Annotated in this window: 13 protein-coding genes and 1 pseudogene; 7 read left to right on the top strand and 7 right to left on the bottom strand. The window is 70.4% G+C overall.

What is annotated here, in order from left to right; genetic code table 11:
• Window positions 1-40: 40 nt before the first annotated feature.
• From WME79_RS11540 to WME79_RS11525, 4 genes and pseudogenes are all read left to right on the top strand, one after another.
• Window positions 41-259 (top strand): annotated as a pseudogene (locus WME79_RS11540) (enolase C-terminal domain-like protein); the annotation flags it as partial.
• A gap of 9 nt (window positions 260-268) precedes the next feature.
• Window positions 269-3,613 carry an FAD-binding and (Fe-S)-binding domain-containing protein gene (locus WME79_RS11535; RefSeq protein ID WP_437534818.1) on the top strand — a complete coding sequence of 1,115 codons (3,345 nt, stop codon included), beginning with the start codon at window positions 269-271 and terminating at the stop codon, window positions 3,611-3,613.
• An 83-nt stretch (window positions 3,614-3,696) separates the two neighbouring features.
• On the top strand, window positions 3,697-3,999 hold the full coding sequence (locus WME79_RS11530; protein ID WP_437534816.1) for a hypothetical protein: 303 nt from the start codon (window positions 3,697-3,699) through the stop codon (window positions 3,997-3,999).
• A gap of 269 nt (window positions 4,000-4,268) precedes the next feature.
• Window positions 4,269-6,494 carry an amylo-alpha-1,6-glucosidase gene (locus tag WME79_RS11525; RefSeq protein WP_437534815.1) on the top strand — a complete coding sequence of 742 codons (2,226 nt, stop codon included), beginning with the start codon at window positions 4,269-4,271 and terminating at the stop codon, window positions 6,492-6,494.
• A 7-nt stretch (window positions 6,495-6,501) separates the two neighbouring features.
• Here the strand turns inward: WME79_RS11525 and WME79_RS11520 are convergent, their stop codons facing one another.
• Window positions 6,502-9,021 carry a catalase gene (locus tag WME79_RS11520; RefSeq protein ID WP_437534814.1) on the bottom strand — a complete coding sequence of 840 codons (2,520 nt, stop codon included), beginning with the start codon at window positions 9,019-9,021 and terminating at the stop codon, window positions 6,502-6,504.
• A 547-nt stretch (window positions 9,022-9,568) separates the two neighbouring features.
• Between WME79_RS11520 and WME79_RS11515 the strand changes: the two genes are divergently transcribed.
• Window positions 9,569-10,447, top strand: a complete 879-nt coding sequence (locus WME79_RS11515) for a hypothetical protein (RefSeq protein WP_437534813.1) — start codon at window positions 9,569-9,571, stop codon at window positions 10,445-10,447.
• 154 nt (window positions 10,448-10,601) lie between these two features.
• Here the strand turns inward: WME79_RS11515 and WME79_RS11510 are convergent, their stop codons facing one another.
• The 5 genes from WME79_RS11510 to WME79_RS11490 form a co-directional block, all read right to left on the bottom strand.
• Window positions 10,602-12,878: a glycosyltransferase family 2 protein gene (locus WME79_RS11510; RefSeq protein WP_437534811.1), complete on the bottom strand. Its 2,277-nt coding sequence runs from the start codon at window positions 12,876-12,878 to the stop codon at window positions 10,602-10,604.
• A 24-nt stretch (window positions 12,879-12,902) separates the two neighbouring features.
• On the bottom strand, window positions 12,903-14,921 hold the full coding sequence (locus WME79_RS11505; RefSeq protein ID WP_437534810.1) for a CmcI family methyltransferase: 2,019 nt from the start codon (window positions 14,919-14,921) through the stop codon (window positions 12,903-12,905).
• 209 nt (window positions 14,922-15,130) lie between these two features.
• Window positions 15,131-16,120 carry a hypothetical protein gene (locus tag WME79_RS11500; protein ID WP_437534809.1) on the bottom strand — a complete coding sequence of 330 codons (990 nt, stop codon included), beginning with the start codon at window positions 16,118-16,120 and terminating at the stop codon, window positions 15,131-15,133.
• Window positions 16,121-16,160: 40 nt separating this feature from the next.
• Window positions 16,161-19,508 carry a phage tail protein gene (locus WME79_RS11495; RefSeq protein WP_437534808.1) on the bottom strand — a complete coding sequence of 1,116 codons (3,348 nt, stop codon included), beginning with the start codon at window positions 19,506-19,508 and terminating at the stop codon, window positions 16,161-16,163.
• Between the two features lie 4 nt (window positions 19,509-19,512).
• Entirely contained in the window at window positions 19,513-21,540 is a 2,028-nt protein-coding gene (locus WME79_RS11490) for an ATP-binding protein (RefSeq protein ID WP_437534807.1), read from the bottom strand.
• Between the two features lie 313 nt (window positions 21,541-21,853).
• Here WME79_RS11490 and WME79_RS11485 point away from each other — a divergent pair, with 313 nt between their 5' ends.
• Entirely contained in the window at window positions 21,854-22,642 is a 789-nt protein-coding gene (locus WME79_RS11485; RefSeq protein WP_437534805.1) for an IPT/TIG domain-containing protein, read from the top strand.
• A 161-nt stretch (window positions 22,643-22,803) separates the two neighbouring features.
• On the top strand, window positions 22,804-23,514 hold the full coding sequence (locus tag WME79_RS11480) for a hypothetical protein (protein WP_437534804.1): 711 nt from the start codon (window positions 22,804-22,806) through the stop codon (window positions 23,512-23,514).
• A 3-nt stretch (window positions 23,515-23,517) separates the two neighbouring features.
• Here the strand turns inward: WME79_RS11480 and WME79_RS11475 are convergent, their stop codons facing one another.
• Entirely contained in the window at window positions 23,518-25,386 is a 1,869-nt protein-coding gene (locus WME79_RS11475) for a hypothetical protein (RefSeq protein WP_437534803.1), read from the bottom strand.
• Window positions 25,387-25,393: the final 7 nt, after the last annotated feature.

Below are 25,393 nucleotides of genomic sequence, written 5' to 3'. Positions count from 1 at the left end.
GCCGGCGAGGTGCATCGCGCGTCGGTCGGCGCGCTCGCTCGACCTGTCGGCCCACTGCGCCCCGTCGTTGCACCTGCACCCGGCGTGCGCGGCGCAGCGGCTCGCGCACCTCGAGTTCTTTCATGACCACGTCCGCATCGAGCGGATGCTCTTCGACGGCGCGGCGGCGCCCGCTGGCGGCGCGCTCGCCCCGGACCTCGGGCGCACCGGCATGGGGCTCTCGCTGAGGCGCGCCGACGCAAAGCGCTTCGCGGTGTGAGGAGAGATCATGCAGCACGTCGAACAGGAACAGGAGAAGGAGCAGGAGCGAGAGAGGGCGCCGGCGGAGGGCAGGCCCACCGAGGCCGTCCAGCGGGAGATCGATCGCGGCGTGATCCGCTTCCCGGGCGAGCGGCGGGTGCGGCTCGCGCCCGCGGCCGGCCCCGAGGTGGAGGCGCTCGCGGACGACCTCTCGCGCGCGATCGAGGGCGAGGTCCGCTTCACCGCGGGCGACCGGGCGCTCTACGCGACCGACGGGTCGAACTACCGGCAGCTGCCCATCGGCGTCGTCGTCCCACGCCACAAGGACGACGTGATCGCCGCCGTCGCCGCGTGCCGCCGGCACGGCGCGCCCATCCTCGCGCGCGGGGGCGGCACGAGCCTCGCCGGGCAGACGTGCAATGTCGCGGTCGTGCTCGACTTCTCGAAGTACATGCGCGGCGTCCTCGCGCTCGACCCCGCGAACAAGCGCGCCCGGGTCCTGCCGGGCACGGTGCTCGACACCCTCCGCGGCGCCGCGAACGAGTTCGACCTGACGTTCGCGCCGGATCCCTCGACCCACGAGTACTGCACGCTCGGCGGGATGATCGGCAACAACTCGTGCGGCACGCACTCGGTCCTCGGCGGGCGCACCGCCGACAACGTGCACGAGCTCGAGGTGCTGACCTACGACGGCCTGCGGCTGCGCGTGGGGCCGACGAGCGAGGGGGAGCTCGACGCCATCGTCCGCGAGGGCGGGCGGCGCGGGCGCATCTACGCCGAGCTGCGCGCCATCCGTGACACGTACGCCGATCTCATCCGCGCCCGCTACCCGCGGATCCCCCGCCGCGTGTCGGGCTACAACCTCGACGAGCTCTTGCCGGAGAACGGCTTCCACGTGGCGCGCGCCCTGGTCGGCACCGAGGGCACGTGCGTCACCGTGCTCGAGGCGACCCTGCGCCTCGTCGGCTGGCCCAGGTTCCGGACGCTCCTTGTGCTCGGCTACCCGGACGTGTTCTCCGCGGGCGATCACGTCCCCGAAGTCATGCGCTTCCAGCCGATCGCGCTCGAGGGGATCGACGACCGCCTCATCACGGACATGCACAAGAAGGGGCTGCACGAGCGCTACCTGCGCTACCTCCCGGAGGGCGGCGGCTTCCTGCTGGCCGAGTTCGGGGGCGACACGCGGGAGGAGGCCGACGCGCGGGCGCTCGACGCCGCGCGCGCCCTCGAGCGCGGGCCGAACCCGCCGACGATGAAGATCTACGACGACCCCGACCAGGAGAGCGCGCTCTGGGACGTGCGCAAATCCGGCCTCGGCGCGACGGCGCGCGTCCCGGGCGAGCCCGACACGTGGCCCGGCTGGGAGGACTCGGCCGTGCACCCCGACAACCTGGGAGGGTACCTCCGCGACCTGCGCGCGCTGTTCGATCGCCACGGCTACCGGCCCGCGCTCTACGGCCACTTCGGGCAGGCCTGCGTGCACTGCCGCGTCGACTTCGACGTGACGACGGCCGAGGGCATCCGCGACTGGACCCGCTTCCTCGACGAGGCGACCGATCTCGTGGTCCGCTACGGAGGGTCGTTCTCCGGGGAGCACGGCGACGGCCAGGCGCGCGCGCAGTTCCTGCCGAAGATGTACGGCGAGGAGCTCATCGCCGCGTTCCGCCGCTTCAAGGCGGCGTGGGATCCTTCGTTCCGGATGAACCCCGGCAAGGTCGTCGACCCGTACCGCGTCGACGAGAACCTCCGCCTCGGCGCCGACTTCCGCCCCGCGGCCGTGGAGACGCACTTCCGTTTCCCGGACGACGACGGCGACTTCACGCGCGCGACCCTGCGCTGCGTGGGCGTGGGCAAGTGCCGGCGCCACGACGGCGGCACGATGTGCCCGAGCTACATGGTGACGCACGAGGAGGAGCACACAACGCGCGGGCGGGCGCGCCTGCTCTTCGAGATGCTGGAGGGGAGCGAGCTCCAGGGCTTCCGCGATCGCGAGGTGCGCGAGTCGCTCGACCTGTGCCTCGCCTGCAAGGGGTGCAAGGGCGAGTGCCCGGTCCACGTCGACATGGCCACCTACAAGGCGGAGTTCCTGTCCCATTACTACGCGCGGCGGCTGCGGCCGCGCGCCGCCTACACGATGGGTCTCATCCACTGGTGGGCCCGCCTCGGGCAGCTCGCGCCAGGGCTCGCGAACCTCGTGACGCAGACGCCCGCGCTCGCGGCGGTGGCGAAGAGGATCGCGGGCATCGCACCCGAGCGGAGCATCCCGCCGTTCGCGCGGACGTCGTTCAGGCAGTGGTTCCAGGGGCGGCCACGGCGCAACGCCGGCGGGCCGCAGGTCGTGCTCTGGCCCGACACGTTCAACGACCACTTCTTCCCCGAGACGGCGATCGCCGCGACCGAGGTGCTCGAGTGGGCGGGCTACGAGGTGATCGTCCCGGAGCGCCAGCTCTGCTGCGGCCGGCCCCTCTACGACTTCGGCTTCCTGAAGACGGCCAGGCGCCTGCTGCGGGACGTGATGGGCGCGCTGCGCGACCCGATCGAGCGCGGCGTGCCGGTGGTCGGCCTCGAGCCGAGCTGCGTCTCGGTCTTCCGCGACGAGCTCTACGGGCTCTTCCCCGACGACCCGCTGGCGACGAAGCTCCGGCAGCAGACGCACATGTTCGGCGACTTCCTGAAGGGGGCGGCGGGGGGCGATCCCGGCCGTCCGTCGCCAGGCGCGCGCGGGCTGCCGCGCCTCGATCGGCGCGCGGTGGTGCACGGCCACTGCCATCACAAGGCGATCCTGGAGATGGACGCCGAGCGCGACGTGCTCCACGGCATGGGCCTCGACGTCGAGCTCCTGGACTCGGGCTGCTGCGGCATGGCGGGCGCGTTCGGCTTCGAGAAGGGCGCCAAGTACGACGTCTCGATCCGGTGCGGCGAGCGCGTGCTCCTGCCCGCGGTCCGGTCGGCGCCGGCGGACGCGCTGGTCGTGGCCGACGGCTTCAGCTGCCGCGAGCAGATCAAGCAGACGACCGACAGGCAGGCGCTGCACCTCGCCCAGGTCGTGCGCATGGCGGCGCTGCACGGCCCCGAGGGGCCGTCGGGCGACTACCCCGAGCGCGCCTACCTGCCTGCGCCCGCGGACGTGTACGTGACGCCGCGCGCGACGCTGGCGGCGTTCGCCGCGGCGCCCGCGGGCGCCGCGCTGCTCTGGGCGGGCGGCCGGCGGCTCGCGGCCGAGCGGCGGCGGGCCCGACGCGAGCGCTGGCTCCCGGCGGCGGGCGTGGCCGCCGCGGCGATCGCGGCGGTCGGGTTGCTCGGGCGGGTGGCGCTGCGCCGTGGAGCGCGATCGGACGCCGCGGGGCGCGCTGCGACGAAGGCCTCGCCTTGAGCAAGCCCGCGCGAGCCGAGCGCCGCGAACCGGCGAGCGCGCCGGTGCGCCGAGGGGGAACGGCGATTGCAAACGCAGAGCCCATGGAACCATCCGGTGTGATCCGGTTCGATCTGGAGAGGGTCGCCCGCTCCCTCGGCGAGCGCGGTCATGTCTGCGCCGAAGGCGTTCCCGCGGCGCCGCCGGGCCTCGCCGAGCGGATGGAGCGCAGCGAGGAGCGGCGCGCGCGCGATCGGGTCACGGCGAAGGCGAACCTGCGCGTCATCCAGGGCGGCGCCGCGCCCACAGCCAGGCGCCTCGCCGCCGCGGCGGCCGTCGTGGTCGCCCTGGGGACCGCCGCGGCCATGGCGGCAGGCGCACGTCGCGAGCGCCGGCGCCTCTGGTGAGGGCACGAGGCTCAGACGACATCAGGGAACGCGTGCTCGCCGGCTCCCAGGCCAAGACGGACCGCCGCGCAGACCTGTCACGACCGCGCGCGCACGTTCGCCAGCGCCCTCCGCCCCTCCGGGAGCGAGAGCGCGAAGGCATGGGACCAGGACGCGCAGGTCGCCCTGGGAGCCACAGAGAGTCGCAAAGGGGGCGTGTGATGGGAGCTCATGAGTCGACTCGCCGTGCCGAGCCAGGGAGCGAGCGCCGGCCGCGGTCCGGCGAAGGGATGGCCGAGCGTTCACCGGGCGAGCGCCAGGAGCGCAAGGAGCGTGTGCTCACCCAGGGCACCTCCTCGATGGCGCAGAGCATCGCGGATGCGGTCGTCCTGAAGCAGGGCGGCGTCTTCCTGCTCACCGAGCAGAGCGGCGCGATCCCCCTGCGTGGCGCGCACGGCTTTGGCCTCTACTACCATGATTGCCGGTTCCTGAACGGCTATACCATCGAGCTCGACGGCGCCCAGCCGGAGGCGCTCGCCTCGACGTCGGAGGCGGGTCATACAGGCGTCTTTCAGCTCGCGAACCCCCGGACCCAGATGCGCGACGGGCACATCATGTCCCAGCACGAGGTCGGCCTCCGGTGGGAGCGCGTCATCGACGGCGACGCAACCGCGGTCTACGAGGACATCACGGTTCACAACCACGCTCGCTCGGCGGTCGATCTCGAGCTGACATTCACCTTCCGCGCCGAGTTCGAGGACGTGTACGCGGTCCGCGGCCTCCTGCCCGAGGCGCTGGGCGAGCTCCGCGTCCCCGCCTGGGACGCCGACGAGCTGCGCTTCTCTTACGATGGAGCGGACGATCTCCAGCGCGCCGTGACCATCCGCTGGGGCCTCCGCCCGGACGCGACCGACGGCACGTCCGCCCGCTTCCGCGTCCGCCTGCCGCCGGGGGGCAGCCAGCAGATTCCCCTCGTGATCACGCTCTCCGAGTCCCCGGGCGCGGCGCCCGCCGCCGGGCGCGCGCCGGCGTGTTCGGGCGTGGACGTCGCCGCGGTGAAGCGGCGGGTCGACGAGCGCATCGCCGCCCAGGCGGCAGAGCAAGCGAGCGTCGAGACGGACAGCCTGCTCGTCAATCGCGTCCTCTCGCGATCGTTCGCCGACCTGCGCCTCCTGCGGACCCCGCTCGAGCACGACGTGTTCTTCGCGGCCGGCGTTCCGTGGTTCACGACGCTCTTCGGCCGCGACAGCCTGATCACGGCGCTCGAGGTGCTGCCCTACCGGAGGGCTGTCGCTGTGGATACGCTGCGGCTCCTCGCGCAGTTCCAGGCGCGCGAGCGGGATCCGTGGCGCGACGAGCAGCCGGGCAAGATACTGCACGAGCTCCGGGTCGGCGAGCTCGCGCGGGTCGGGGAGATCCCCCAGACACCGTATTACGGCACGGTGGACGCGACCGCCCTCTTCCTGATCCTCCTCGCACGGCACGCGGCGTGTGCGGGTCGACTCGACGTCTTCCACGAGCTCAGGGGGAACATCGATGCTGCGCTCGCGTGGCTGTCGAGCCCCGACGCGCATCCGGAGATCAACGGCTACCTCGCCTACGACTCGACCTCGACCTCGGGCCTCGTCAACCAGGGGTGGAAGGACTCCGGCGACGCGATCGTCGATGAAGAGGGGCGGATCGCGGCGCCGCCGATCGCGCTGGTCGAGGTGCAGGCCTATGTGTACCTCGCCAAGTCGGGGCTCGCCGACCTGTTCGAGCGCGCGGGCGAGCCCGAGACGGCCGCTCGGCTCCGGCGCGAAGCTGCGGACCTGCAGCAGCGCTTCGAGCGCGATTTCTGGCTCCCGGAGCGAGGGATCTACGCCCTGGCGCTCGTGGACGGCGGCCGCCGCGCGGCGGTGTGCTCGTCCAACGCCGGCCACGCGCTGTGGGCGGGCATCGCCGAGCCGTCCAGGGCGCGGAGCAGCGCCGAGCGGCTCATGTCGGAGAGCATGTATTCGGGCTGGGGCATCCGCACACTCGCGGCGGACGAGAAGGGCTATAACCCGATGTCCTATCACCGCGGGACGGTGTGGCCCCACGACAACGCGCTCATCGTGGCCGGGCTGCGCCGCTATGGCCTCGACCGCGAGGCGCGCGCCCTGTTCGGCGGCATCGTGAGCGCCGCCATGCGCTATCGAATGCACCGGTTACCGGAGCTCTTCTGCGGCTTCCCGCGCGCCGAGCAAGGCGCTCCGGTCCGCTACCCGGTCGCGTGTCACCCGCAGGCGTGGGCCGCGGGGGCAGTCCCGTACATGTTCGCCTCGCTCCTCGGGCTCGAGCCCGAGGGCTTCGACCGGCGCCTGCGCATCGTTCGCCCGGTCCTGCCCCGGCTCGTGCGCCGCGCGACGGTGCGCGGGCTGGCGGTGGCGGACGGCCGCGTCGATCTGGAGTTCCGGAGGAGGCGGGGCGGCGCGGTCGACGTCGACGTGCTCCGGGTCGAGGGCGACGTCGACGTCGTTGTCGAGGAGCGCTGAGCCGGGGTCAGACCGCCGGCGGCTCGGTCTGGCGTTGCCACGCGCGGTGCATGGCGATCGCCTTGATGAACGCCGGCGCCGCCGTGGCCACCGCGTCGTCCGGCAGGACGAGCAGGCCCGGGTCGGCCCCCGCGGTGGCCTTGATGCCGGCGGCCTTGGTGAGCGGCGCGGCCGACGCTGGCACGAGCAGCGGCTTGCAGTGGCGGTACTGGAGCTGGACGAACTCGACCGCCAGCCCATCGCGCGCCAGCGCCGCCGCGCCTCCGCCGGGCAGCAGCGCCGCGGCGTCGAAGAGGACGCTCGGGGCCGCCTCGATCGTGACCTCGACCGGCAGCTCATCGCCCTCGGCGGTGCGCACCCCCCCGAGGCGCGCGCCGACGTAGCGGGGCACCGCGCCCGCCAGCAGCAGCGCCTCGTAGAGCGCGCCCGCCTCCGCCCCGCTCACGCCGTCGGCGACGACGAGCGCGACGCGGCGGCCGAGGATGCGGCCATCGCCGGGCCGGGCGAACAGCGACAAGGCAGGCGACACAGCGACTTCAGGGTCCTTGACGGGCGGCGCCACGATCGAGAGCGGCTCGGGGAGCGCCATGCCGAGGTCGGCCGCGACGCGCGCGGCCAGCCCCTCGTCGACGTTCCGCAGCATCCGGACCATGCGCTCGCGGATGGCCTGCGTCTGCACGCGCGTCAGCTCGAAGCGGAAGGCGCGCGCGATGTGCTCGCGCTCGACGGGCGCCTGGCTCGCCCAGAAGAGGCGCGCCTGGGTGTAATGGTCCGCGAACTTCTCGGGCTTCGCGCGCAGCTTGCTCGGCTCGGTCGCGGCCTGCTGCGCCAGGAGCCGCTCGGCGACCGAGCCGAAGCCGCGCGCGCCGGCCTGGAAGGGACAGCCGCCAGCGAGCGAGTTGGGCTCATAGTTCACGCGGCCGCGGTTGATCGCCTGGCGGTGGAGCCCGTCACGCTGGTTGTTATGCACCTCGGCGATCGGCGCGTTGATCGGGATCTCGTGGAAGTTCGGCCCCCCGAGGCGCGAGAGCTGCGTATCGAGGTACGAGAAGTTGCGCCCCTGAAGCAGCGGGTCGTTCGTGAAGTCGATTCCGGGCACGATGTGCTGCGTGCAGAACGCGACCTGCTCCGTCTCGGCGAAGAAGTTGTCAGGGTTGCGGTTCAAGACGAGCCGGCCGACGGTGCGCAGGGGCGCGAGCTCCTCCGGCACGATCTTGGTGGCGTCGAGCACGTCGAAGCTCCACCGCTCGGCCTCGGCCTCGGTAAACGTCTGGATCTGCAAGAGGTACTCGGGGAACGCGCCGCCCTCGATGGCCTCCCAGAGATCGCGACGGTGGAAGTCGGGGTCGGCGCCCGCGATCTTCACCGCTTCGTCCCAGTCGAGCGAGTGTGTGCCGAGCACGGGTGTCCAGTGGAACTTCACGAGCGTCGCCTCGCCGGCCGCGTTGACGAGCCGGAAGGTGTGCACGCCGAAGCCCTGCATCGTGCGGAAGCTGCGCGGGATCGCCCGATCGCTCATGTGCCACAGGATCATGTGCATCGACTCGGGCATGAGCGAGATGAAGTCCCAGAAGGTGTCGTGAGCGCTCGACGCCTGCGGCATCTGGTGGTGCGGCTCGGGCTTGACGGCGTGCACCATGTCGGGGAATTTCATCGCATCCTGGATGAAGAAGACAGGGATGTTGTTGCCGACAAGATCCCAGTTGCCCTCTTCGGTGTAGAACTTCACGGCGAAGCCGCGCACGTCGCGCACCGTGTCGGCGCTGCCGCGCTCTCCCGCCACGGTCGAGAAGCGCACGAAGACGGGCGTCCGCTTGCCGACCTTGGCGAAGGGTGCGGCCTTGGTGAGCGAGGTGATGTCTTCGGTGCACTCGAAGTAGCCGTGCGCGCCCGAGCCGCGCGCGTGCACCACGCGCTCGGGGATGCGCTCGTGGTCGAAGTGGGTGATCTTCTCGCGAAGGATGAAGTCCTCGAGCAGCGTCGGGCCACGCAGCCCCGCGCGCAGCGAGCTCTGGTTGTCGCCCACGGGAACGCCCTGGTTCGTCGTCAGCGCCCGACCGAGCGAGTCGACCCGATGCTTCTGCAGAGGCCCCTGGTTCGGATTTTCGCCCGGCGCCGCCTTGCCGCCGTTCTTCTCGGACTCATTGCTCTCGGTGATCGTGCTCGCGGTCGCGTCGAGGTTCTCGGGCTTCGCCGTGGCACCTTGCGGCGGCTGTGGCATTTTGCCGCGTAGCGCGTACTCAGCGCGCTTGTTCACGTTCTCGGGGATCGCAGCGACGAGCGCTTCGGTGGCGTCGACCTTCGCGTCGAGGCGGTCGGCTGCCGCCACGTGGCGCACCCGGGCGTCGTCGCTGCTCGTCCCGCTGCCGAGCGCGGTCGCCGCGCGCTCGAGCAGGCTGCGTTTCGGCCGTGCCGCTCGCGGCTTCGCCGACGGGCCGCCCATCGATTGCTTCGCGCTGCCCGCGCCCTTTTCGGTCGGCGCCGGCTCTCTGGACGACAGCTTCGTGGGGTCTTTGCGATCGGTCATGACATGTCCTCCGGGGAGCCGGGGTTTCAGCAAAGGGCGCACCAACACGCGAGCTTCAGGCAAGCGCAGGCGACCGACGCGCGGCCGAGCCCGCTGCGGCGCCTCGGTCAGCCCGCCGTGAGCGCCCGACCAACGCCATGAATAGCCAGGCTGTCGCCGTCTCGCGGTGAGACGCTCGTGGCGAACGGCGTGTGTCGAGGGAGCTCGTGGCGGAGGCGTGGAGGTCCCCGTTCGGAGTGGCCACGGCAGAGGTGTCGCGGTCGGCACGCCCGCACACTCCGCGAGCACCCCAGATGGGGAATCGGCGCACATCGGATCGCGCTCGAGAGCAGCGAAGGCAAAGTCGAAATGCTGCTGCAAATCATCCGCGAGACGCTGCCCATCGCCGCAGACGCAGGACAACCGAAGTAAGCGGCCGCGGTGTGGCGCCCCGTTCACGCGTCGCGTCTCGCGCCGCAATTTGGGCGAAAAATCCACATGGATCGGGGAGGTACGAGCTTTGCTTTCCACCGCCGTCATGAGGTACTACCTTCGTTCGCTGGTTCTCGTGGGGGCTCCTTTCATCTTCGTCGCGGGCTGCGGCGGATCGGACGACGACACGATCGCTGAGTCCACCGCGGTGCCGGCAACCCCGTCGACTCCGGCGGAGGTAGACACCACCTATCAACAGATCGGGCGCGGCTGCGGCGACAACGGCTCCCTCGTTCGCTCGCTGACGCACGTCCCCGCGCTCACAACCGACAACCTCTGGATCGCCCCAAACAACGACGCCGCCGGCCTGGCCGCGTCCAAGAACGACAATGGCTGGGGAGCGAGCGTGGGCGTCTACGAGCTCGGGTTCGAGTCGACCGGGGACAACCTGGAGAGTCACTCCGCCGAGCAGGCCGCACGATGCGACGCGGTCAGCGAGATCTTCGACCCCGCCGGGGACGGCGCGCGGCAACGCTTCCTCAACGTCCTCGTCTACGCCGGCGATCACCCGCACGCCGAGGCGATGCCCGCCGAGGGTCTCCCCGCCGCGGTCGAGGCGCCGGTCCGCCTGAAGGGCTATCTGGACGTGGCCGCGGGCACGCGCGAGGAGATCAAAGACGGCGTCGTGTACCGGGACGCGCACCACCAGTACCTGCCCATCTACGTCCGCTGCGAGAAGCCCATGAAGATCACCTACGAGGAGGGCCTGTTTTCGCGCGCGGAGGTCGAGGTGCTGAAGATCGACACCCGCATCTGTCGCCCCGTCGCCGAGGACGGCTACAGCTGCCTCTTCGAGCGCCAGCAGCCGATCGAGGGTGCGTGCACGTTCGTGGCGGCCGACGCGAAGTACGTGGCGACGAGCGGCGAGGAGCACAACATATCGCTCGGCGGCCGCATCGAGCGCGGCGAACAGCTCAGCTACAAGATCACGGTCGACCGCTTCGCCTTCCGCTGAACGAGGGTCCTCGGTCAGGGAGCGTGACGTCGGAGCGCGTGCACGTGCACCGGGGTGCGCTCGAGGGCGCACCGACGAGCAGGCGTTTCACGAGTGGAAGGCCTGCCTGATCGCATAAGGCCCGTTCTGTCAATGAGCTCGTACGGTCGGACGTTCACCGCAATCGGGTACACCAGGCGGCATGGAGCCTGCGTCCTGCGCCGTTGAAGTGCAGCACCCTCGCACGTCCACCTCGCCAGCGCGCGCCGCTGCCGCCGTCAGGCTCGGCCCGCTCGGCGTGCAACTGCACGTTGTAGGAAGGGTCGAGCGCGACGTCGGCCCCGATGCTGGCGAGGGCGAGGTTGAGCGCGGCCTTCTGGCGCCACCCGACGTCGCGGCGCCCATGCACCCATTGCACGATCCCGGCGGATGAGCGGAGCCACCCATCGACCGCCTCCAGACCCACGCGGTCGGCCACGAAGAGCCCGTCGTTCACGACGTGGGGATACGCCGCGAGGGCGGGGTCTCCGCGCGTCAGTGAAGCGATCTCCCCGGCGGTTCCATGGTAGATCGACGTGAGGGCAGCACCGAGGCTCACAGGGCGGCCGGGCATGGACTCGGGCGCGATGAGCACTTTCCCGGCCGGCAGGCGAGCGTGCTGCTCGAAGAGCTCGGCAAGTGAGTCGAGCACGAGCAGGTCGGCGTCGAGGCAGAGGTACTGCCGCGCATCGACGGCGCGAGCCATCGAGTAGAGCGCGCCTTTCAGCGCGGGGGACGGCGCGCGCGTCGCGCGGCATCGCACGACCTCGGCGCGGTGCTGCGCGGCCACCCGCTCGCAGCCCGGCGACACCCCCTCGATGAACACCACCTTCAGCGCGTCCGGGATGCAGCCGCGGCGTTCGATGGAGTCGAGAAGCGCATCGAGAAGGCGCGCCTGCCCCTCCCCCGCGACGACGGCCACGCAACGCTCCGCGCGGAGGGGCGCGTCGGGGAGCGTCACGTTCGCGGCGTCGAGGCAGTCGCGGAAGGCGTCGCGCCCCGCCGGTGGCGGCACATCGCGCGCACGTGCTGCCCCCGAGGCTGCGGCGCGGTACCGCTCGACAGCGGCGTGCGGCATCGTCGGCGGCGCCTCGACGCGGCGCCAGCCCGAGATATCGAGGAAACGGCCCGCGTCGAAGCGCCACGCGTTGCGCCCGTGGCGCACATACACGAACACGCCGCCGTTCCCCACGCGCTCGAGCCGAGCCCCGCGGGTCGTGAGCGCCCGGAGCAGGGCGGCGTCCTCAGCGAGGTTCGCGTCGGGATATCGGACGCCGCCCTCGAAGAGAGACCTGCGGAACATCAGTGTCCCTCCGTGCACGTCTTCCACGAACATCCGCTGATGGAGCCGCCTCGACGTGCCCCAGAACTCCCCCTCGGGCAGCTTCAGGGTGTAGGCGTTCTCGAGCCCCGTGACGTCCGCGCGCCCCGCCGCGATGGGCTCGGCCTGGAGGCGCAATCGCTCGGGGCCGTACCAGTCATCGTCGTCCCAGTGGGCGATGAGCGCCCCCGTGGCGCTCTGGCACGCGACGTTGCGCTTCGCGCCGATGGACATCTTCTGCGGAAGGCGCAGATAACGCACGCCCGGAGCGCCCTCGCAGAGGTCGCCCACCGGATCGTCGCCGTCGTCGACCACAACGAGCTCGCGATCCAGCAGCGTCTGCGCGGCAAAGAGCTCGAGCGCGAGCGTCACGAAGGGCCTCCGGTCGGCCGTGGGCATGATGCACGACACGCGAGGCAGCCTCGGTGAACGCTGCGGCTGCCCGTCCGCGCCCCTCGCCGAGGGCAGCGCGTCGGGGTCCACCCGCGTCCACGCGCTGCTCGCGGGGCGCTTGGGCGACACGTTGCCCGGGTGCACCGTGGCGACGCAGAGGCCAGGGTCCGCGAGGTCGACGAGGCGTCCGCGCGGCACCGAGCGCACAAAGCGGGTGTCCTCGCCCACCTGCACCTCGGCAAAGGGGTTCTGCTCCCAGAAGGCCTTTCGGTACGCGAGGGTGTTGCCGGTGACGTACGCGTCGGCGCCGCGATACTCATAGCGCCACGCGCGCCCCGTCGCGGGCTCGTGGTACCAGGTCGTGCGGCTGCCGCACGCGTCGGCGTCGCGCGAGCGCAGCGCCTCGAGCTGTACGCGCACGCGCCACGGGGGGTACCAGTCGTCGTCGTCCCAGTGCACGATGACCGCGCCCCGCGCCTCGCGGCCAAGCGCGTTGCGCTTGGCGCCCAGCGAGAGCTTCCGAGGATGGCTCAGGTAGCGTATCCGCGGGTGCTCGGGCACGAGGTCTCTCACCGCGTCGGCGCCGTCGTCGAGGATCACGAGCTCGATCGCGTCAATGTCCTGCGAGAGAAAGCTATCAATCGCGCGCGGCACGAAGGCGCGTCGATCGTGCGTGGGCATGATGCAGGTGGCGAGCATCGGTCGGCAGCGTCGGCGCTCCGCTCACGGCGGCGTGGCGGCCTCACGGGTGCGGCGGTTCTCGATCACGGCGAGACCCAGACGGTCATCTTCGTGCATGCCGGAGTCCGCCGTCCACAGGCGCGTCACATCATACCCCGCGGCCTGGATCCGCAGGAGGGCTTTGCCGACCGTGCCGTGCGCATAGGTCGCGTCGTGGATCAGGATCAGGCCTCCTGGGCACACCAGGCGTGACGCCAGCTCGAACTCGGCCCAGACGTGCTCCTCGGTGTGGATCGAGTCGAGCAGCGCAGCCTCGTACCGCTCCCCGGCCTCCAGCGCGGCGGCCATCCCCTCGAGCGAACCCACCGTGCGCTCCTCGATGCACCGACGGATGGATTCGGGCAGGATCTTCCACAGCTCGCTCCGCTCCGCGTGGCGGTAGGGGTCGAGGGTGACCACCCGGCCCTCGGCGCGGTGAGCCACCGCCGACGCGAGGCAGGCGGCGGAGATGCCGCGGGCGGTGCCCGTCTCGAGGACGCGCACGCATCCATTGGTGCGCACCAGGTAGTGGAGCAGCGCCAGCAGAGGGAACGTCGAGGGGTCGGCCACCCGAGCGGTGGTTGCGTCGGTGACGCCGTAAAACGACCAGGCGAGCGATGCCAGTCCGAAGCGCCCGATCCACGCGCGCAGCGCGTCGAGAAACGCCCCGTAGTGGTCGCCGCCCCCTGGACCCGTGAGGGGGTCGGCGACCCGCACGAACTGGTTGCGCTGCTCCGGGTACTTGCGCCTGCCCACGCCGCTGAAGTGCAGCACCCGCACCGGCCGGCCGTGCCACTCGGCGCGCGCGCGGCCGTCGCGCTCGGCCCACTCCACGTCCTGCGCGTGGAGCTGAAGGTTCCAGGTTGGATCGAGCTCGACGGCGCAGTCCATCCGGGCCAGCGCCAGGTTGAAGATGAACTGGTTACGCCACCAGTTGTCGCGTCGCTGGTCCACCCACGCGACCGCTCCGGGGAGCTCTCTGATGAAGCCGTCGAGCGCTAGCATCGTCGAGCGTTCGGCCGCGAATAGCCCGTCGTTGACGGCCAGCGGATACGCGAGCTCGGCGTCGGTGATCTTCAACGCCTTGAGGTCGTTCGCGTTGCCCCAGTACGCGTCGCGGAACGCGTGGCCGAGGTTCGCGAGCCCTCGACTGTTGGCCTCGCGGCACACCAGGATGCTCCCGCAGGGCGCCGCCTCGAGCGCGGCGAAGATCGGGCGCAGGTCGCCCAGCACGAGCATATCGGCGTCCAGGCAGAGGTACCGCTCCGCGTCGACCACACGTGCGACCGTGTAGAGCAGCGCCTTGCTCGTCGCGTTGATGCGCGCGTGCGACCGGCATGGGATGAGCGTCGCGCCGTACTTGCCCGCCACCCTCACGCACTCCGCGTCGGCGTCGAGCGCGAACACGACGAGCAGCGCGTCCTGGCAGCCGCCGTGGGCGTACAGCGACCCGAGCATGTCGTCGAGCAGCTCGGTGTACCCCGGAGACACCACCGTCGCGATGCAGCGCCGCGCGGACGGCACCACGCGAGGCAGGGTGATCTCGGCGCGTCCCAGGCAATCGAGGAGGTGCTCCGCGGCGCGCGCCGGCGGCGCCTCGTCGAGCACCGGGTCGAGCCAGACCGCGTGGCAAAACTCCCAGCGGCTCGTGCGGATCTCGAGCTCCAAGGTGTTCGCGCCGCGCAAGTCGGCGACGAGCTCGCGTGGCGGCGCTCCCGCGCGCACCTGAGGCACGACAGCGACGAGGCGGCCATCGGCGAATACCGAAAAATCCGCGTAGGAGCGGCCCGGCGGCACGTCGTCGTTGAGCGCTACGTGGCAGCGGAGAGCGCCGTAGCGCCCGTCGAGCGCGAAGCGCACGCGCGAGGGCGGGTGCGCGCTCAGGGCGTGCGCGTACGAGCGGTCGGCGACGCGCACGGGCTTGTTCTCGTAGCCGAGGCTGCCGTGAAGACCGAGCTGGCCATAGCCGACACGAACTTGGGTAGGCGTGAGGTCGGTGAGATACACGGGAAGGGGCTCCATCGCCGCGGGGCGTCTCCTGACGCCGATGGTCGTTGAAATGCCCCTCGCGTTCAAGCCACAAGGTGGCCTGGGCCAGAGTTTGACCGCGGGCGTGACGATGCCTCCCACGGGCTTCGGCGACGGAGGCAACAGCCGCGCGGCGCCGGGTCATGCGCCAGCGCCAGATGCCGTTCGGTTGGTGGGTAGGTTACTATGTGGCGGAGGTTGCTTCATGCATAAAGAAAACCGACAACCTCGATCTCCACTCCATAACGCTGGCGTGCGCGCTCGGTGCTGGCCGGATCTTCCGTGGCATTGACCGGATCGATGCTGACGCGATGCACCGTCTTTCGTTCGGTGCGCGCCCTCACGAGGCGGGTCCAGGCGTCGTCGCCGATCGTGGCTCGCACCTGCGCCCAGCCGGCATCTACGTGGGCGAGGAAATGAAATGCGTCGACGTCGCTGTCGAGCAGGAGGGGAGCCTGCCAGCGCACGCCCATGTAATGATGCACCAGGACCGACTCAGCGGTGAGCTCGACCGCATCGAAGCCAGGTACTTCGGTGACATCCTGGCGCCACACGCCGTCGGAGGTTCCGCCGCGCCGCTCGTAGCAGAGCTCGCGTGGCCGAGCGTCGCCGCCTTGTCTGATGAATGCTCCCAAGACCTCAAGATCCGGCGCAGTCTTCCCATGGGCCAGAGCCTCATAGGCGAGCGGAACTACGCAGCCGAACAGCCGGCCCCAGAGCGGCCCGTCGGGGACGAGCGCCACCTGCGCCGGAACAGGCGGAGCCGCGCGCTCCGCGAGCTGCCGGAACTCGGCTTCATCTTCGGGATATCCGGTCGCGCTTGGCTGGTCGCGCGCTCTTCGCACGGCGAGGATCCGCTGAAGCGCGGCTTGCACGACCCGCGTTGATGCCTCTTTGTAGCCCTTCAGGTTCGCGAGCTTGGCGAGCTCCCCGTCGACCTCCTCACCGCTGCAACGCCGAAGCAAGAGCGATGCAGCCAAGGTACGGAGCAAAAACTCTGGCGGGTGCGCGAGCATCCGCGGCGTTAGGTGTGTAGGTCGCATCAGAATGGCAATCTCATCTCGAATCGCCTCGACGCCACCGCCGATACACGCCGTGATGACATTCAGCGCGTTGAATTCGGTGACACCCGAACGCGCACGCTCAGCTCGAACCTCCTCGATGCGGCTCGTGAAGCGCTCTCGCGCCGCCACGACTGATATCCATGCCATCGCCGTGCTCCCGCTTCCGTCTTTAGGGTGGATCCCACTCGACTCGGATACTCTTTACCACTTGCTCGACCTTTAATCCGGCATAGTTCGCGACCAAGAAATCCTTGAAGTTCTTTCGGATCGCCCGCTCGATCTTCGCCCTTGTGGAGAGCTTCCTCCCGGCTGCCTGCTTGCCCACCTGCACTCCGCCGGTCAGCTTGATCTTGATGACGACGTTCCCTGACTTGAGCGCGCCTTCGACGTGGCTCGCCTCGGGGCCGGCAAGCAGGCCTTCCAGATTGGACTGAAGGCTCGTCGTCAGCGCTGTGAACTTCTCCTTCGGGACGTACTGCGTGCCTTGAGTGGGTGCCGATCCCTTGACTTCTCCGATCACGAGCTGCGACTGGGCCGGAGTCGCGCCAGGGACGACCCCAGCGGCGTCGAAGCCCGGTGCATTCGCGGGCTTCGATGCGTCAACGAGCTCCTTGTAGCCTGGAATCTGGCTGGCCAGTTGCTGGCGAAGATCCTGCTCGGCCTTCTGAATGGCGGTGTCATCTTTGAGGGGATGCCACCGTGTCTGCTTCACGACGTAGACGAAGCGCTTCCCGCCCTTCAACAGCGCATACAAGCGCTTGTTGCCACGCTCTGAGGCAAGGAACTGCTTGGAGTCCACTCCATCGGGGGGCGGCGGGGCCTTTGCCTGCTCCGCGATCGCGACCGGGTTCTTGTCGTCCTCGACCGGCTTCTTGACCTTGGGCTTGTTCGCAACAGGGTTGACCTCTCCGTGAACGTGGTATTCGGCGTCACCCCCACTCTCACCGTCCTTGACGATATCAAGGGCGGTCATCTTGTAGCGCTGCTTGATCGGTGAGAGCTGCGATCGGACCTTGTCGACCTCGGTGTCCTGGCGCGCAAGCAGCGCCTGAGCTGCATCGAGGCCAGCATCGAGATCTGCCTGCTTCTGTCCCTCGGTCCGCGTGTCGTCCTTCTTCTTGTCCTTTCCTGTGACCTTCCCGATGATCTTCTTGACGACGTTGAAGACCTTGTCGATCACGAAATCCACGGCCTTGCCGACCTTGGCCTGCACCTTCGTGATAAAGCTCTTCACCTTCGCCGCAAGCCCCCCGAGGCCGAGCAGGCTCGCGAGGAAGCCGATGAGGATCGGGATCATCCTTGCGAGCGCCTGCTCGATCCACGCCGCGGCGCCCCCCACGTCGCCGTTGGCGATGCGGTCGACCGAGTTCACCACCGACTCGATGAAGTCGAGGATGCGGCTGAGGTTCGCCGCCAGCCACGCCCCGACGTTGTAGACCATGATGATGGCCTGAATGATCGCGCCCGCGGGGTTGAACATCGACGCGATCTTGGTGATCGCCGACGTGATCACCTTGGTGATCACCCAGTCGAGGATGGCGTCGATCACCATCCCCTTCAGGTCGCCGACGAACGCCTCCATCTCCGCCCAGAGCGCGGCCGGGCCGGAGGTGAAGAGCTTCATCAAGATCTCGACGACCTTCTCGAGCACCGTGACGGCGCGCTCGCCGATCTTCTTGACGATCTTCGGCCGGATGTTCGCCCACGTCAGGCCGAGCACCCCCAGCACCAGCTTCAGGATCGACGGGAGCGTCAGGTCCGACGGGATCTCGACGCCGGCCTTCGTCAGCTCGCCGAAGAGCCATGTCATGAAGCCCTTCTTGATGTGCGTCCAGATGTTGCCGACGAAGCGCGAGATACCCTGTTTGATCGCGGAGAGCAGGTTGCCGAGGAACCCGATGGGGTCGGCGACGATCTTCTTGACGACGCCGGCCGCCTTCTTGAACAGCGACACCACGCGATCGGCAAACTCCGCCAGGATCTTGACGATCTCGCCGATCTTGTCGGCCAGGCCCTTCAACGCGCCCTTGTTGGCCTCCTCCATCTCCTTGGCCGCGGCGTCGGCCTTCTCCGAGGCGTCCTTGTATTTCTGCGCGAGCTTCTCGGCGAGATCCTGCGCCTTGTCGTCGATCGACTGCTTCAGCTCGTCGAACCTCGACTGCACGTCCGCCTGGGCCTGCTGCCCCACGGCCCGGAGGCTCGGCGACAGACCCGCGACATAGGTCTTCACCTCGGCCTGACCCGCGGCCACGATGGCCTTCGCCTCGGCGAGGCGCTGGTCGACCATGCCGGCCACCCGCACCGCGAGCGCGTCCATTTGCGTGGTGAAGCGCTGGCGCGCCCGCGCGATGATCGCCTTGATCTCGGGCGGCGTGTCGCGGAACAGGTCGGCGATCCAGCGCGCCCCGCCCGTGATCCCGCTGTAGCGGTCGGACTTGAAGCGGTCGATCTCCGCGTTGGCGCTGCTCTTCATCGCCGCGAGCGCCGCGTCGGCGCCGGCGTCGAACACGGCCATCACGTCGGCCTCGAGCGTGCTGAGCTTCGACTCGACCTTCGCCTTGGTCTTGTCGAAGATCGCGGCGATCGTGTCCGTGACCTTCTTGCGCTCGGCCTCGTCCTTCTCCTTGGCGAGCTGCTGCCGCGACTTGGCCTTGTTGCCCGTCGACCCCTTCGTCGCCGTCAAGGCCGCGAGCCCCTTGCCCGAGTCGCCCGTGGCGCCCGCCTTCGCCTGCACCAGCGCCTTCTGCTCGTTGGCGCGGTACTTCGCGGGCCCCGCTGCTGCCGTCTCCTTGGCCTTGTCCCGCGCCGTCAGCACCGCGCTGAAGCGAGGATCGTTGGCCTTGGTCATCTGCTCGGAGGAGAGCTCCGCGTCCTTCATCTTCTGGTCGGCCGAGGCCGACGCGTCCTTGGCGGTCTTATCGACCTGGGCCTGCGGCTTGGGCGCGGGCATCGCCTCGGCGCCCGCCACCGGCGGCGCGACGGTCGCGGGCTCCGACGGGAGCGGCGTCACCTCCTTACCCTCGACCTTGCCCGTGTCGGGCGGCGCCTTCGTGGCCTGCTCCGTCGGACCGGAGGCGCCCTCCTTCTGCTGCTTGACGTTGCTCGCGACCGAGCCCTTGATCTGCCCGCTCTCGCCGCCCTTCATGAACTTGTCGGCGTCGTCGAGGTTCTTGGGCATCACCTTCTCGATCTCGGCGCGCAGCACGGCGAGGAAGCCGCCCGTTGTGGGCTTCTCCGCCTTCGCGTCCTTGATCTCGTCGACCTGGTTGGCGCGCGCCCCTGCCACCTTCTCGTTCGCGGGCGCCTTCGCTGCGGCCTGCGCCTCGGCCGCCAATCTCGCGGCCGGCGGGCGCTGACCGACCTTCTTGGCGCTCGCCTGCAGCTGCGCCATCACCTTCACGAAGCGCGCGTCCTTCGCGGCCTTCGCGACCCGGACGCGAGGCGAGCGCACCGCAGGCGTGACGATGCCTCCCGCGGGCTTCGGCGACGGAGGGAACAGCCGCGCGGCGCCGGGCATGAGGTCAGCGACCCCCTTGCCTTGCGACGGCCGAGAGGTGCCGCAGCGGGCACTGCCCGCCCGACTTGCGGTATTCGCGCACCACCGCGGCCTCGAGGTGTGGATTGCTCACGACCGCGCCGCCCTCCGCCGCGAGCAGCGTGGCGTGGAGCACCGCGTTCCGGATCTGCCCCCCCGTGAGCTGGCACCGTGAGGCCACCTCGGCGAGGAGCGCCCCGTCGACCGCGTGCTCGATCGGGAGGTGAAGCTGCCAGAGCGCGTGACGCTCCGAGGCGTCGGGCGCGCGAAAGTCCACAACGACATCCATGCGTCGCTGAAAGGCCGTGTCGATGTGCGAGCCCGCGTTGGTGGTCACCACCACGATGCCCTCGTACGCCTCCAGTCGTTGCAGCAGGAAGTTGGTCTCGAGGTTGGCGTAACGATCGTTGGAGCTCTGCACCCCCGTGCGCTGCGCGAGCAGGGCGTCGCCCTCGTCGAGCAGGAGGATCACGTCGAGCTCTTCGGCGAGCGTGAACACCTGGTTCAGGCTCTTCTCGGTCTCGCCGATGTACTTGTTCACCACCGAGGCCAGGTCGACGCGGTAGAGCTCCATGCCGAGCTCCGCCGCGAGGACGCGCGCCGCGAAGGTCTTGCCCGTGCCGCTCGGCCCCTGAAACATCGCGCGCACGCCCGGGTTGAGCCCGCTGCGCAGCACCGGCCCCACGCGCTCGCGGATCGTCTCCCGCTGGCGGCAGCGCGCCTCCAGATCGCGCAGATCGCGCAGCGTCTCGGGAGGCAGCGCGAGCGACGTCCACGCGCCCTCGCACGTCACCCTGGCGGCGAGCGTGTCGAGCGCCTGGCGGTGCAGCGTCTGCGCGGCGCGGCGCACGTCATCGAGGGCGACCTCGCGGCGGCCGTCGAGCCGGGCGAGCGAGCGCGCCACCGGGGCGGCGCGGCGGATGTGCCCGCTGGTCATGCGGAAGCGCGACGCGAGGTCGTCGAGGGCGGGACAGGGCGCGTCGCCGAGCGCCGCGCGCCAGTGGGCGCGGCGCTCGCCGGCCGCAGGCATCGCCAGCGTGAGCGTGAGCGCGCCCTCGACGCCGGGGCCCCGCGCTCCCCCCTGCCGCCCCATGACGACGCCGAGCAGGTCGCCTCGCTCGGAGAGCGACGGTACATCGATGGTCTCGCCGGGCCCCGCGTCGAAGACCGCCACGGGGACGGCGTTCAGGAGCGTCGCGAGGGACCCCAGCGTTCGCCAGCGGTCGTCGTCGCGGGCGAGGCCGCGCGCTTCGAGCACGCCCCGCCCCACGGCGTGCGCGACCGCGCCGAGGAGCGTCCGGCGGCCGCAATGGCGAGGGCCCCGGACGAGCAACGCCCTCACCTCCCCCGACGCGAGCAGCTCGGGCAGGCGCGCGAGCTCGCGGCGCAGCGCCTCGGGTGCAATGAGCCCTCCGAGCGGCACGAGCGCCTCGCGAGGGTGATGCGTGAGCCACGCCGCGACGCCGTCGCTCGCCTCGCCGCGAAGCGCGTCCCACACGGGAGCATGCACATGAAGCTGCCATTGCGTGCGCGGCGCGTCCGGGTTGAGCACGCCGACGAGCCCGAGCTCGCGCAGGCGCCGGAGCCGGGCGCGCACCTCTCCGCGATCGACCTCGCCGCGCCACCACGCATTGACGAGCCCGAGCGTGGGGCGCTGCTGCCCGGAGGTGCCCTGCGCGGCGTCGAAGAGCAGACCGAAGCGCGGATCTTCTTCTTGAAGGCCCAGCGCAAGGAGCAGCGTGAGGGCGTCGTGATCGAGCCCCGCGGCCTCCCGCAGCGCGCGCAGCGGCAGGTGCTCGCCCGTGCCGCGCTCGAAATCGGCGATGGCCGCGGGCCACCACGCGGGATCCTCGATCGACCCCTCGGGGAGCTCGTCGCGGTACCCCGCGAGAAAGGGGAGCTGTTCGAGGAGCGCGTCGACGCTGTCGAAGCCGCGGGCGGCCTCGCCGATCACCCGCGCGACCGCCGCGAAGAGGTGCAGCCGAAAGTGATCTGCGGCTCCCTCGCTCAACATCGATTCCGCTACCCCTCCGACCTGCGCCGGGCGCTGGAAGCGCCGTCGTTATGCCCCGTCATTCTACGACCGCACGCGCTCCCAAGGCCATCAGGTTCATCGCCGCGGGTCATGAAACTGATTGACCGGGCGCAATCGAATGTGGCACGGTGACGGCCGACATTCAGTAGGTGAAGAGGGTTCTGGGGCTTCACGACCTTCGCCGGGTGCTGCACCTGCAACGAAACGCAGGCGACGAGGTGTCGATCGCTCGGGACCACCGGAGCCTCCTCACGGAGTGCACGGTTTCAGCTCTTGCGAAGGAGACGAGCGAATGGCCACGGTGTTCCCGCGCGTTCGGCCGGGCGATCTCATCACCGCCCAGCAGTTTAACCTCCTCCTTGATGCGTTGGAAGCCCTGGCCTCACGCGTTGAAAAGATCGAAGGGGAGGAACCGACGGCCGTGCGCATCGACGCGTTCGAGCCCGCCGGGCAGCAGGAGGTCGGGCGCAACGTGACGATCCGCGGCGCCAATTTTGTGGTGCCCATGTACGATCCGGTCCTGGGCACGCTGCGCAATATCATCCGCATCAACGAGACCCCGATTCCCGTGGAGAGCTATGTGTTCACCTCCACGGGAACCAGCGCGTCGAGCCTCACCTTCCGCGTGCCCGATACGGTGCTGTCCGGGGTGGGCGCGTCGGGCGCTTCATTCGCCATTTCGGTCGAGAACGAGAACGGACGCTCCTCACGCAACTACGCCTTCGTCCGATCGACTTCGACGCAGCCCTCGCCGACAATCAGCGAGGTGAGGGGCCCCGGCTCGGGCACCAACCTGATCATCGGCCAGCCGGTGACGGTGCGTGGGGCGAACTTCATCGGCAGCCAGACGCGGATCGAGCTGCTCTACGTGGACGGCTCAACCGAGGTCGTCTACCCCAGCGCCACAGGCGAGCAGCCCATCGCAGTCACCGGATCGAGCACAGAGCTCAGCTTCACTTTTCCGGACACAAGACCACGGATTGGCGTCAACCTGACGGGTCGCGAGGTGTCCGTGCGGGTATCGGTCACCGGTGCACCGCAATCCGCCCAGGCAGACGCACGGGTCTTCCCTTCAGGCTAGGACACCGATCACGTTGATCGAGCGAGAAATGAACCGCCAAGACACCAAGGACGCCAAGATAATTCTCCGTTCTTGGCGTCCTTGGCGGCTTGGCGGTTCGAAATTCTGCGCTTTTCAAGCAGTTTCAACCCGTTTGTCGCTCTAGGAGTTCACGAGGTACCATGCGGTCGCTCAAAAAGTTCCTCGTTCTCACGCTCTCGTTCCTCGCGGCAGCCTCGGGGGCTGCGTGCGCCAAGAATCTCCTCAGGGTCACAGTCCCTGCGCGCGCTGCGAACAGCGCGTCGATTCACGCGGTCGACATCTGGATCGACCAGACGCCCATCCGATATGAAGATGGTGGGCCCTTGAGCACGGGCGACGACGGCACGCCGTTCGAGGGCCCGCTCAGCATGGAGATCAAGGACCATACGGGGAGCGGGCCCACGCAGTTCCTTCCTGGGGGCTCCGACTTCGCCGTGAATTATGGCGCCCCGACGGTCACGGCGCTCTTCGCGAGCGGCGCGAGCGCGGTGTTGATCCCTCCCGCGAACATTCCTGCAGATAGCCCGACCAACAACACCCGCCGCAACCGCTACCGCCTCAGGCTCACCCTGGCTCACGCCGCGCGCAACGCAGCGACGTGCGAGATCACCGACCCAGCGCCCCCTCAGAACTGGGAGATCGTCCTGAAGAGCACCGTCCCGAGTCGGTTCTGCATCGTGAGCATGGCGCCCGCCGGACCGCCCTGCGCAGGTACGCCTGCGGTGCTCACCAGCGGGAGCCTCGCCGGGCTCCAGGTGATGCAGCTCGAGAACAGCAGCGGCCCCATGCCCACGATCCAGAGCGTGAACGATTGCCAGGACGTTCTCGCCGACAATCCGCTGCCCCCCTGACGCTCACGCCTCAAACCAGAACGCCACGTACCTCCCCGCCGCGGGCACCCAGCCCACATCGCGGTCGATCCCCGCGCGCCTGACCTCGATCGGCAGGTCGGCGAGCGACATCGTCACATCCACTCGGCTCGCCGTCGCGCGCACGCGAGCCCTCCGCAAGAGCATCACCTCGACGACCTCGCCCCGCGCCACGCCCAGCGCCTCGGCGAGCCGCGCGCGCACGTGCGGGATCAGGCCCGCGATCCAGCGGTCGATCGCGCGCCCTCCCGCCGCGCTCGAGCGCTCCGCCAGCGTCACGCCGTCGTCCACGAGCCACTCGTCGGGGAGCGTCCACCCCTCGGGCGCATCGAAGCCCTCCCCGGGTGCCTCTCCATTTGCGCGCCCCGCGAGCGCCGCGAGCAGACCCCACAGGGGATCGTCTTCGTGCCCCTCCCCGAGCAGCGCGCGGCCGGCGAGCGCGAGCCAGTCCCACAGAGGGAGCGAGATGCCCGGCTCTCGCGGCGTGAAGCAGTCGCCATAAAGGCCCAGCCTGATACCCACGTAGACAAGGAAGAACACGCCCCCAAGCGCTGTCTCGATCTCCCATGTGTCGATGGCCTCGTAACTCGGCTCCTCGTCGCCGCGCTCGGCGTGCTCGGCGCGCTTCTGCCCGCGCGCGGGCCTGGGGCGCGGCTCCGCGGGCTCCGCACCCCTCCCTGCTGCAACGTCGTCTCGCGCCCTCTCGCGAGACCGCGAGACGCCCGCGGCGGCCTCGACAGCATCGCTCCTGGGCGCCTCCCGGACGCTGCGCGCGTCGCTGGTCTCTCGCGCGCCGGCCGCCATCGGCGGCGGCGCCGCGGCCGCCTGCTCCGAGCGACCGCCGCGCGGCGCGAGCTCGCGCGCCCGGTCGACCTGCGTCGGCGCGGTGGTGCCCGGCGCCTCCTCAAGAGCGCTCGCGGCCGTCCGCCCGTCCGTCGCCGTGGACCGCGCGCCCCCGCTCGAATCGCCGGGCTCACGCGCCTCCGCGCCCGCCTCACCCGCGGGGGAAAGAGCGCGCACGGCGACGCCCGCGCCGCGCTCCGGCCGCGCGCCGTGCACCCACCGCCGCGCGGCCTCTGCAAAGGCGCCGCTGCGCACCCGCGACGGCGCGCGCACCAGCATCAACCCCACCAGCACCAGCGCGTCAGCGTACGTCTCCCCGGTCCTCCGCTCCGGCACCACGGCACGCCACGTGAGTTCGCCCAGGTCCTCTCCGGGCGCACGCTCGCTCGTAGCGCCTTCCGGCGCCGCTTCGAACACGGCGCGCAGCGCTGGAAGTCCGTGCACCTCGAGCATCGGGAGCAGCACCGCCCGTCGCTCTTCGACCGTCAGCGCCTCGACGAAGCGCACCGCGTCGCCGCTGCGCGCGAGCACCGACAGCGCTCCAGGGACGTGCTCTGGCGCCTCGCGCCAGGCCCCCGCCACGAGCCGCTCGGCGCCGCCGGCGTGGAGCCGCCCAGCCCACCACCAGCGCTCCGCGATCACCCCATCACACGCGTCGCGCGCAAGGCACGCGAGCATCTCGGCGTGGTCGTTGAAGAGCACCGCCTCGGCCCCTGCGGGCACGGCCTCGCGCGCGGGCCGCGCCGCGCCGCGCGCCACGCGATCGACCTCGGCCTGGAGCGCCCGCTCCCAGGCGCGCAGCACGGACGCGTCGATGCCGCGGTCGAAGACGGCCGACGAGCGCACGCGCAGCGAACGCACGATCAGCACCGCCGTCGGGGGCAGCCACGAAGGGCGCAGGTCCACGGCCCCCAGCAGCGACTCTGCGCGAAGGCGCACGGCGAGCGGATCGCGGGCGCCCCGCACCCGCATCCGCTCGACCGTAGTGGCATCTCCGCGCAACAGGGCCATATCCCCC

The sequence above is a fragment of the Sorangium sp. So ce726 genome, assembly GCF_051521405.1.
In the GTDB taxonomy this organism is placed as follows: Bacteria; Myxococcota_A; Polyangia; order Polyangiales; family Polyangiaceae; genus Sorangium.
This window is presented reverse-complemented; position numbering and strand designations above follow the sequence as displayed.